The organism is Ruminococcus flavefaciens (assembly GCF_900108555.1).
Taxonomy (GTDB): domain Bacteria; phylum Bacillota; class Clostridia; order Oscillospirales; family Ruminococcaceae; genus Ruminococcus; species Ruminococcus flavefaciens_P.
The window spans coordinates 1-10,760 of the sequence record NZ_FNWV01000026.1 but is presented as its reverse complement, the minus strand read 5'-3'; the positions used below and the strand labels follow the sequence as shown (position 1 = coordinate 10,760).

Annotated in this window: 8 protein-coding genes and 1 pseudogene; all 9 read right to left on the bottom strand. The window is 38.7% G+C overall.

Annotated elements, in window-relative coordinates; translation table 11 throughout:
* Window positions 1-806: glycoside hydrolase family 11 protein (locus BLW60_RS16005; protein WP_175460964.1), on the bottom strand; the 806-nt coding region annotated here is incomplete at its 3' end.
* A 250-nt stretch (window positions 807-1,056) separates the two neighbouring features.
* Window positions 1,057-3,027 carry an EAL domain-containing protein gene (locus BLW60_RS16000; RefSeq protein ID WP_074719161.1) on the bottom strand — a complete coding sequence of 657 codons (1,971 nt, stop codon included), beginning with the start codon at window positions 3,025-3,027 and terminating at the stop codon, window positions 1,057-1,059.
* A gap of 432 nt (window positions 3,028-3,459) precedes the next feature.
* Window positions 3,460-6,825 carry a beta-L-arabinofuranosidase domain-containing protein gene (locus tag BLW60_RS15995; protein WP_074719159.1) on the bottom strand — a complete coding sequence of 1,122 codons (3,366 nt, stop codon included), beginning with the start codon at window positions 6,823-6,825 and terminating at the stop codon, window positions 3,460-3,462.
* Between the two features lie 181 nt (window positions 6,826-7,006).
* The gene (locus BLW60_RS15990; RefSeq protein WP_074719157.1) at window positions 7,007-7,645 is read right to left on the bottom strand and encodes an SdpI family protein; all 639 of its coding nucleotides are present in this window, start codon (window positions 7,643-7,645) and stop codon (window positions 7,007-7,009) included.
* Window positions 7,620-7,928, bottom strand: a complete 309-nt coding sequence (locus BLW60_RS15985) for an autorepressor SdpR family transcription factor (protein ID WP_074719155.1) — start codon at window positions 7,926-7,928, stop codon at window positions 7,620-7,622. The genes BLW60_RS15990 and BLW60_RS15985 overlap by 26 nt, the downstream gene beginning before the upstream one ends.
* Window positions 7,929-8,009: 81 nt before the next feature.
* Window positions 8,010-8,780: an ABC transporter permease gene (locus BLW60_RS15980; RefSeq protein ID WP_074719153.1), complete on the bottom strand. Its 771-nt coding sequence runs from the start codon at window positions 8,778-8,780 to the stop codon at window positions 8,010-8,012.
* A complete protein-coding gene (locus BLW60_RS15975; RefSeq protein ID WP_074719151.1) occupies window positions 8,777-9,676 on the bottom strand; it encodes an ABC transporter ATP-binding protein in 900 nt (299 codons plus the stop codon). Before BLW60_RS15975 ends, BLW60_RS15980 begins: the two co-directional genes overlap by 4 nt.
* A gap of 1 nt (window position 9,677) precedes the next feature.
* Window positions 9,678-9,884, bottom strand: a complete 207-nt coding sequence (locus tag BLW60_RS15970) for a PLDc N-terminal domain-containing protein (protein WP_074719149.1) — start codon at window positions 9,882-9,884, stop codon at window positions 9,678-9,680.
* Between the two features lie 171 nt (window positions 9,885-10,055).
* A pseudogene (locus tag BLW60_RS16955) lies at window positions 10,056-10,760 on the bottom strand (hypothetical protein); the annotation flags it as partial.

The following is a 10,760-nucleotide window of genomic DNA, read 5'->3' as shown; positions in this document are numbered from 1 at the left end:
CCGTTATCATCAGCCTTTACTGTCTGTACAGGTGTTGTTGTGCCCGGATTCGGATTGTCACCGAGACCGTTCTCGTAAACTCTTACGCTCTTTACATTAGCAGATCCGTTTGATCTGTAACCTTCGATATTGAGTGATACTTCGTAAAGTGTACCTGACATATCGAGGCCTGCCTTTGACCATGCATCAAAGTGCTTGCCGACATGGATAGTACCGCTCATCTTGTTCATCTGGTTATTAGCTGAACCGCTTGTTTTACGAATGCTCCAGTACTGTGGGAATGTTGCTGTACCGTCAAGTGATGGCTGGTTGTAACGCATTGTCTTAGCAATGTCGTATGTGTTTCCGTCAAGAGTTACTGTACCCTTGCTCTCTGCACCGTTTCCGGGTGGTCTCCAATCGCCCCAGCCTTCAACGATGTAATATTCCATAAGAGGATTTCTTGTCCAGCCGTATACGCACATATACGAGTTTCCTCTTGGAGTGTACTCAACGTCATAAGTAAGAGTGATATCAGAGCCTATGCTCTTATAATTCTGCTTCTTACTGTCATAGTTCTTGCCCATACGAGCAAGGAAGTTCTCAATGTTGCTCCATGAGCAGGTAAATGATCCTGCGCTTGGCTGCATTGAAACCTGACCTTGACCATTCTGATTCCACATTTCATAGTCGTATCCGCCGATATTACCTCTCTGCTGTGCATCAGCAGCATTAGCAACTGTGGAATGAACTACAGGATTACTTGCAGCGATCATCATAGCAGTCGTACCTGCACATATGATCTTCTTGAAAATGCCCTTTTTCATGTAAATCATTCCTCGCTTTCTATAAACTTGTCAATCCGATTTTAAGGAAGATCACAAAAGTCAACTCCTCTTTTGTTTACGCTCTCTTCCTTTTTTATTGTATATATTCTACAATAGTTTTATCATTTTTTCAAGTCATTTTTTGCTAATAGTTAGGCGTTTCTTTTCATTTTTACATATTTTAGACATAAAATCAGAAAAAACAGCCTCGCAAAAGCGAAGCTGTTTTAAAAATATCATTTAAAATTACTTAGTTATTAAAAGATTTACTCTCTATCAGTTCTATAAATTCAGCTTTGGGTATTAGTTTTGAAAAATAATATCCCTGCAAATAATTGCAGCCGATTTTTTTCAGTATATTTATCTGCGCTTCGGTCTCTACCCCCTCCATGAGTGATTTTCTCTCCATTTTGTGTACCATTTCGACCAGCGTAACAAGCAATGTCATTCCAAGCTCACTCTTTTCCGCATTCCAAAGGATGCTCTTGTCGAGCTTTATAATATCCACTCCAAGAGAGAAAAGCGAAGTCATATTTGAATAACCTGTTCCGTAGTCATCGATTGAAAAATGAAATCCCTGCTGTTTAAGTCGATCTATTACCTCTGCAAGATGAGTATAATCCTTAGCGGCAACCGATTCCGTTATCTCAAAGTTTATCCTGTTCTTCGGAGCGTTTTCAGCTTCGACAACACTGCTGATATATTCTACAAAGCCTTCCTTCATACATTCCTGTACCGAAAGATTTACATTTATACAATCCATACCGTTATTTTTGGGTATGCCTGTAGCAATAAATCTGCAAACCTCTCTAAGTACAAACTCATCGATATGGTCTATGATACCAAGCTGTTCAGCAACAGGAATAAATTCATCAGGATATATCAATCCAAGCTCTCTATCATTCATACGCAGAAGTGCTTCTGCACCATGAAGCTTTTTATCAATGCTGTATATGGGCCGATAATATACCTCAAAGCTTCCGTTTTCAAGTCCGCCAGTAACTGCTTTTTCGACTGCGGCACGACGTATCACCCAATCAAGCGATCTGCCGTCTATAAGCCTTTCCTGCACACGTTCGGGTATTGGACACTCTGTTATATATTTTACATCTTCTGCATTTTTTGCACGTTCGGGTACAGGAACAAGCAGTATTTTTGAAGTAAGGAAAATATCCGTTCCGTTTATGTTCCAAGCTTTTTCAAAGCGTTCAAGAACAGTATTTGCGAGATCATGAACACCTTCATCAGAATAATTGTAAAGTGTAAGTGCAAATCTTCCGTGTCCCATGTAATATATAAAATGACGTTTTACAACAGTTCCAAGATAATCGGAAACTGAACGTATTATGATATCTCTGTTCATTTTACCATAAACAACAGTATTTGCAGTTTTATCAAAGCGTATACATCGTATTATCATTATCTGTACAGGTATACGGTTCTTGAGTGTTGCTGTCAGATCTACGGAAAAAGCGGCGGAGTTATAAGCATTGAGCTCAACATCTTTACGGTCATCTTCATTTTCTATAAAAAGAAGTACTCCAGAAAAGCCTACAGCTTCAAATAAGATCACTACACGAAAATCCATATTAAAAAGCTGTATTATTACTCCGCTTGCTACAAGTAAAAAACAAACGGCAATAGAGCGTTTTCGGCTTTTGGTAAGAATATTCCATGACTTCATTATAAGTATAAATGCTGCAATGGTCCATAGGGCGGATAATACATAAATGAATACATATTCTCCCCATGCCCTGTGAAAGAGCCTCTCTCTTGTATAATACCAGCACCAGTTAGTTATAGGATTAAGAGCGATCACAAGTTCTGCAAACATAACTACTGCCCACGGCACAATATTACATACATATATTAAGGCTGATTCGGACGATCGTTTGCGAAATCCTATTCTTACAGATCTTCCTACAACGAATGACAGGTAATAAAACAATACCGGTGCAATCAGACTGTGGCTAAGGAAATACACATACTTTGAAGCGCGTGAAATAAAGAAATAACGCTCAGAAATCATAATATGCTCCGCAGTGCGTATATTAACGATCTCACAAATGGCGTTAACAGAAAGCAGTGAAAGAAGCAGTATAAATATCTTGTTCTGTAGTTTGCCTGTATGACTGTCCATTATCGTATAAACAAGATTTGCAAGACATATCAGCAAAGCAGAAACAGCTATACCGAAACCAAAATCAGTATAAATAACCATTAATATCCCCCCTGGCTATTTAAAATATAAAAAGCTGCAATCAATAATAAAATGCACAGTTGGGTACGTTGCTAAATCATGTTAACGAATTACAAGATTTTTTTAATTATATCATAATTTTGTGTATATTGTCATTTTTTGAATGTTTGATGTAACACATCGCACTCACATAAGAAATATAATTAACTTGACAATGACTGACAAAAATCCGAAACGTTAAGACAGATATTACAATTTTTTTCTGCGTTTTATGAACAAAACGCTTTAAAATAGTCATGATAATACAAAGTTTGATATTATTTTAAGTTCAATTCATTATCAGGCAATTTTATGTTAAATATAAATTTACTTTTTGGATAAATAAAATTTTCCTATTTTTTTCGTAATATAAAACAAAACCACCCGTTTCACGAGTGGTTTTGATGAATATAATTATCCCAATGTCTCAACAAGTCCTAAAAGATACTTCTGTATTTGCAGAGCATCGCCGTTCGTAAGACCTTTGCTGCTTGTATCAACATCAGCATTTGCTATTCCCTGCTGTGTCACTGCATTTTTATCAGTACCGTTCAGTCCGTATTTGTTTGGATTTGCAAGTATCTGCATTATAAGTACGATATCAGCCATATCAACTTCACCATCGCAGTTGGCATCACCATGCTTTGTAGGCGAAGGTAAAGCAGAAACAGTGGTAGTAGTTGTTATAACAGTTGTGGTAGCAGTTGTTGTAGATGTGACAGTAGGAAGCGGATCTTTTTCAATCTCGCGGATAATAATATAATTGATATTTATCGCCTTATCAGCTGAACGGAAATTAAGTTCAAGCTTACCGTTTTTAACAGTAACCTCGCCTTTTGTCACTGTTGAGCCGTTGGTAGCGCAGTTTTCTGCTATAACAACCTGTTCATTACTGCCATAATTAGCATAAACCGTAGGAGATGTTGAGCAGCTCCACGGATCACTGAAGCACATTTCTACCGAATATTTTCCGTTTGGAAGTGTAAATCCATAGTCTATATGACGCTCGATATTATTTTCATACTGGTTTTTAGTATAACGGAATGAGGAATTCTTTGCTCTGCCATCTCCTGTATTTCTTTCGTCGCACCATGTGTTTGCAGTGTAAAGACCTGAACTGTTTGTACTGCCATTGTACTGATCTGTGGGATCGTCAATAAGTCCCCATTCTGCTCCTGTTACTTCATCGTATCCGTAAAGCTGCTCAGTAACACTGTTATAGTAACCAAGCTTATCCGAGCCTGTTACAGTATATGGATTATGGTCGCCGCAGTCAACAAAATAAGCAATGCTGCTGTCGTATTCGTAAAGCGGCTTAACAGCTGTCATGTAGATGAAATCGCAGACCTTTGCTGATTCTTCGTTATTTTCGGACGAAAATCCAATTGTAACTACATCGTATTCAGTTCCGTCAGCAGTAATATGCTCGGCATACTTTTCGATGATATCAGGTGGGAGCATGATATTTACATCATAAACATCTTCCGTGCCTGTATTTTTAAGAGTTCCGCTGTAAAGGATAGAATCGCCAATAGTTATGCGTATTGTTTTATTGTTATCGGACTTGCGGAATTTTACAGTCAGGTAATTATAATCAGCTTCCTTGTCGATAGCCATACGGTAATTGAAGTAACCTCCGCTCTTGGCATAACGATAGGTACTGTCATCAGTAACGCCCTGTGTGTTCACCTCATGCATATTATGGAGGTTATCGTTCTCGTACTGTCCATACCCCGGCTGTACAGTATCTGTTACTACCTTCTTTGAACGAACAGGTCTGTCAACGGCAGTACTGCTGCTCTGGAAGTTCCAATAAATACCGTATCTCTGCTGATACTGCTTATAATGAGGAGTGAAAGTCAGATCATGGTCTGTACCTTTGAGTGTGAACTTTAAAGAATTTGCATCTTTTACAAGATGATCGTTAATATCCGCCATAAAGGTATTAACAGTAGTATTGTTATCGGAAATACGGATATTTTCGGAAGGTGTAATTGCTTCTTTAGGGATAGTTACCCACATTCCCGTTGAGCTTGTAGTCATATCCTGCTTGCCAAGCTCTGCACTAAGTACAACAGGACCGTATTTAAATCCGTAGACAGTATTTTTGTCGGGAAGCGGATATGCTTTTACAGCCTCAGGTATAGTCAGTTCAATAACATCACCTGTTTTAAACTCACCCGTTACCTGTGCATAGCCGTTTACAGTCTTATAGGAACACTTCTCACCATCGACCTTAACAGTCATATTTCCTGCTTTCCAGTCAGGAATACGAAAACGGAAGTCAACAGCTCCGCTGCCTTCAATGGTAAACTTTGTAGTATCACCATCAGGAATAGTGCTTTCCTGAGTTATTTTCATATTCTTGTCAGCCCAGCTGAGAATAGAGCTCTGATACATATTTACATATAAAGTATCATCACTATGCATATAGATCGTATCGCCAAGCTTTGTAAAGCTCTCCATACCACTTCCTGTACAGCACCAGAAATGATTGAACGGCGAACTGTACACCTTGAAATAGCCTGTAGCCATAGGCTGGAAATAAGTGGTCATACCTGTTTCGGGATTTTGAGACGAAAGAATGGAATTATAATATGTATTCTCGTAAAAGTCCATGTACTTGCTGTCCCCTGTTATCTTGAACAGCTCGCGGCTGAGCTTTAACATATTATATGAATTACAGGTCTCGCAGTTGCAGTTTGTGCGTTCCTTGTCAAGTACATCGTCCATGCCGAAATGTTCCCACTCACTGTTTCCGCCTGTGATGTAGGTGTGGTGAGTATTGACCATTTCCCAGAATGCCTCGGCATATTCCAGATAGCGTGAAGCATCTATTTTCTCGCCATTGACAGTTTTGCCGTCAAGTGCGATATAACGCTTTAATGCTCCGAGAAACTTAGGAATAGTAGTATTGGCGTGCTTATTGTTGAGCACGTTTGCTCCACCCTTTAGCACTGCTTCATGGAGATTTGTCTCATCAAAATAGTGCGCGGCAACGGCGTGTTCGTGCTTTCCTGTAATCAAATACAAGTCATACAGACAGTCATTCATTCCGCCGTATTCGATCGAAAGTACTGTATTGTGCTTTTGCTGATTCCAGGTTTTGCAGCGGTTGTACACCCAGTCGCCCAAGTCCGAGCCAAGATCCTTCGCAGTCGCATAGCCTGTTGCATTGTAAATATCAACTATTCCTGCGATCAGCTTATGCATAGTGTACCATGGCACCCATGCTTCATTGATGATATTGGATTTGCCAGCTTCGATATTGTCGAACTGTACTTCAACGCTTGTTCCGCTTGGGTGTGCAGCTGCCCAGACAAATCCTGATTTGCCCTTTGAGTTTTTCTGACACTCACGCATACCGTCAATAAGCGTTGTCATCTTTGACTTTATGGTATTGCGCTGTTCCTCAGTTATGTCGGGATGCTGATAAGCCTGCGCCAATGCAGTGAGATAATGACCAATAGCATGACCTGCAATATTGGTGTTTTCCCAGCCTCCGTACCGCTTTGCGCCTTTGGTATTTAGTCCTGCGTTTTCGCGGAAGCCTGCAAGAAGCCTATCGTTATCAAACGAAAGCAGGTACTTGATCTCCTGAGCAAAGGCGTTTACGCTGTACTCGTCGGTCATTGTGATATCAGAGAGGCTGAAATCACTAATTTTCATGTCCTCTGCTGCAGCAGCTGAAGTTTTCCATACTGATAGGTCTGCATTGGTAAACATCAGTGCAGCAGCAATTCCAAATGATGTCATACGTGAGGGAAGTTTTGATAACATATGGAATTCCTCCTTAAATTTTAATATCCACTATTATTTTATAACACAAACGTACAGATTACAACCCATAAAAATACACAAAAGGTTGAATTTATTTTGTAATTTCCAATTTTTTTGTATTTATATTAAAAAAACAGCAGTCGGCAGACTGCTGTTTTTCATATCATTAATATTTTCTTTTCTACTGCTTTCTTTTTTGAGAGTAATATAATACTTCACCATATATCAGCGGAATGAAAACAGAAACAACCAATATCACAAAGGCTGCGATAAAGTATCCGAGTAATGCTGCGATAAATCCAAGAATTCCACAGAATATCAGTACAAATCCTCCGAAACGATGAGTTCTGTCCCATATCTCATCACTTGACATAATATGAGGTGTACGTATTCCGACTATCCAGTTTTTCCTTATCTTTGGCATATAATTGCCAAGAATGATCAAAATAACTGAAACTATAATACATACGAAAAGGCGGATATCTTTTAGCTTCCCAAGAGCTGCCAGTAAAATCATTCCCTGAGCTAAAAAAAGCGTAAACGGGAATATAATTTGTACTATAGGGATAAGTTTTCCGACATTACGTTTCTTTTCAAGCCACCTCAAGTAAATACAGTTCAAAAAAGTAACAGCCGTGAATATAAGTGGTATGCCAAATACAGCGAACGCTTTGGGAGCTGTATCTGATACATTCGATTTCATATCCCAGTTAGTAACTACTCTGTCTGGAAGTCTATTATAAACCAATACTCCGGGAATAATTGCGCAAAGGCACAGAATCACAGTAAAAATATCACTCTTTTTCAGATTTTTCATCATTTTGTACCTCCTTTTCAGTTTTGTCAGTGGTAAACTGAGAAACCCATAAAAGTATCTCCTCAAAAACAGAAGTGTTGAGAGAGTAATATATAAAATTCTTTTCTTTTGTTTCGTATATAAGGTCTGCATTTTTCAGCTGTTTCAGATGATACGATACAGTTGCACCTGTCATATCAAAATGCGAAGCTATATCGCCTGCCGAAAGCCGCCCCTTTCTCAGCATGGAAAGTATCTCACGCCTAACAGGATCTGACAGAGCTTTGAATGTTTCAGGAAATCCCATTTTCCGCTCCTTTCTGTAAGATAAGAATATTATTTAAGTGTATAAGCTGTGTTTTATAAATATAATGCTTTGAGTAAAATATCATATTTGCCTTTTATGTGTTATTGGAAGCGATAAAAAAATAAGATCAGCCGAAAGTATAGCTGTTATGACTACCGCGCCTAAGTAGTCTCCAGGTACTGATTCACCTTTATAGAGTGAAACGCTGTCAGTAAGGCAGATAGGCAGATTATTTTTTATTTTACTGTACATTCCTAAAAGCGATATTACGAAATACACTGCTCCTGTACAGAGCATGACCTGTATGCCCGAATTTGTAAATGATGAGAAAAATACTATAATACTTATCATAAATACGCCGAAAAGCCACCAGCAGAATGCAGCAAAAAACAATTCTTTGACAACTGAGTTATCCCAATAAAAATCGCTGTAAAAATAAGTGATCCCGTAACACAGCCATATACCAATGCTCCATGTAAGAAGCATAACAGCAAGTTTTGAAAGCACAACAGAACTGCGTGACAGCCCTTTTGTAAGCAGTGGGATAAGTGTACCTTTTGAGTATTCTGATGTATATATGCCGCTAAATATAATAAGCGTTACTATCAATACAGTTGATGCGTTCTTTGCGAACTGCGACCAGGAATCGACCGCACTTACTTTTACAGCATTTAAAGTTATCCCCTGACTTGCAAACTCATCGGACATCTTCTCCAAAAGCAGAGGAGTCAGTTTGGCGATCGCAGGATTCATAATACCAACTAAAATAAATACTCCCAGCAGTATCATAAGACGCTTTGTTCTGATAAGCTCTTTTATTTCCTTTTTAAAGAAGGCTTTAAACCCTTTCATTTACCGATCACCTCCATGAAAAGATCTTCAAGATCGGCTTCATGCCTTTCAAGACAAGTTATCGGTATCATCTGAGCGGAAATGAATGCCATAAGGTCGGCACATTCTTTATCAGAAGCGTTCGGAACAATAATACCTGTATCTGTTTCTTTCCCTTTTGGAAAAGCAGACAATACTCTTTTTATATCTTCTGTATGTGCAAGAGTAAGATCAAGAGCCGTATTTCTCCTTTTTGCGTGTATATCTTCAAGGCTTCCGGAGAATACAGTCTTTCCGCCCTCAAGAAAAGCTACACGGCTGCATACTCTTTCCACATCTGAAAGAATATGTGTAGAGAATATCACCGATGTACGCTCCTTAGCAGCACTTATTATATCAAGTATATCTTTTCTGCCCACAGGATCAAGTGCAGATGTAGGCTCATCACAAATGAGAAGTTTTGGACTGTTGATCAGTGCCTGTGCTATGCCAAGTCTCTGCTTCATACCTCGTGAATAGCCTTTAATACGATGCTTTTCTTTATCGAGTCCTACAAGTTCAAGAAGCTCGGAGATACGCTTTTTTAGCTCGGTCTTCCCTACTCCGGATATCTCACCGCATAGCATAAGATATTCCCGTGCATTCATATAACCATAAAACTCAGGAACATCAGGTAAAAATCCAATACTACAGCTTTTAGGGACACAGCCATAGCTGATTTTTTCGCCGCAGACATTTATCTCGCCGTCATCTGTCTTTAAAAGCCCAAGTATGGCTCGCATAGTTGTAGTTTTGCCTGCACCATTTCTGCCAATAAAGCCGAATACACAATTTTCAGGTACAGAAAAGCTCACACCGTCAAGTACTTTTTTACTGCCAAAACTCTTTTTTATTTCTTTTACTTCAAGCACATTCATTTCAGTCATCTTCCTTGCCGAAAACAAAATAGATTATTGGTCCTATAAATTCCATACCTATTATTGCAACGATAAGCCACAATGCCCGATTTCCGCGTTTATAGTTATCATGTTTCAGAATATGGTAAATCGTATAGCCGAGCAGTAACAACTGTACTATAATAAGCGGAATAAGAAGCGGTAAATATTCTTTGATATTGATATTCATAAATGATCCCCCTTAATCAAGTATTTAGAAATCTTTCAATTTAGATTAATTTCTAAATAGATTATAGCACCAAAAGCACCACTTGTCAAGAGGAATTTAGAAATTTTTCTAAATTCCTATTAAAAAAATGATCGTCGCTATGGACGATCATTTTTACTTGATATAAGATAATTATAAAGACTTTTCATCACCAAGGAGATATCTTTGTATCTTTAATGCATCGCTGACTGTAAGTCCCTTTACACCTTCATCGACATCACCGTTTTCAATTCCCTGAAGAGTAATGTGGAGATTGCTGCTGCCATTGATACCGTACTTGTTTGGATTAGCGAGTGCCTGCATGATAAGCACAACATCGCCCATATCAACAGTACCGTCGCAGTTGGCATCGCCCTTGACTGTGTTATTTTTATACTCTTCATCAGTTATTTTGTACTCGAACGAAGCTGTCTTTTCTTTTCCGTCGTCTTCATAATCGAATACAAGATATGCATTGCCGCTCTTGTTGGACTCAAAGGTGAAGATAATATTCTTGTTTTCATCGATCACTCTGTCAATTAGTCTGAGGTTTTCAGCTCTATATGTGATCTTATCAAGCTCAATGTTCTTTGCAGTGATAACGATTGGCTCATACATCTTGTATTTATCATAGCCTTCGTCTGTTATGCTTGGAGCATTTTCTCTTGGAGCTTCTTCATCAGTGATTTTATACTCAAATGAAGCGTTCTTTTCTTTTCCGTCGTCTTCATAATCAAAGACAAGATATGCATTGCCGCTCTTATTTGACTCAAAGGTGAAGATAATATTCTTGTTTTCATCGATCACTCTGTCAATAAGTCTGAGGTTTTCGGCTCTATATGTGATCTTATCAAGCTC

Coding starts and splice junctions, on each gene's coding strand:
- BLW60_RS16000 (WP_074719161.1), bottom strand. CDS start 3,027: ATGGTTATTTATACTGATTTTGGTTTCGGTATAGCTGTTTCTGCTTTG.
- BLW60_RS15995 (WP_074719159.1), bottom strand. CDS start 6,825: ATGTTATCAAAACTTCCCTCACGTATGACATCATTTGGAATTGCTGCT.
- BLW60_RS15990 (WP_074719157.1), bottom strand. CDS start 7,645: ATGATGAAAAATCTGAAAAAGAGTGATATTTTTACTGTGATTCTGTGC.
- BLW60_RS15985 (WP_074719155.1), bottom strand. CDS start 7,928: ATGGGATTTCCTGAAACATTCAAAGCTCTGTCAGATCCTGTTAGGCGT.
- BLW60_RS15980 (WP_074719153.1), bottom strand. CDS start 8,780: ATGAAAGGGTTTAAAGCCTTCTTTAAAAAGGAAATAAAAGAGCTTATC.
- BLW60_RS15975 (WP_074719151.1), bottom strand. CDS start 9,676: ATGAATGTGCTTGAAGTAAAAGAAATAAAAAAGAGTTTTGGCAGTAAA.
- BLW60_RS15970 (WP_074719149.1), bottom strand. CDS start 9,884: ATGAATATCAATATCAAAGAATATTTACCGCTTCTTATTCCGCTTATT.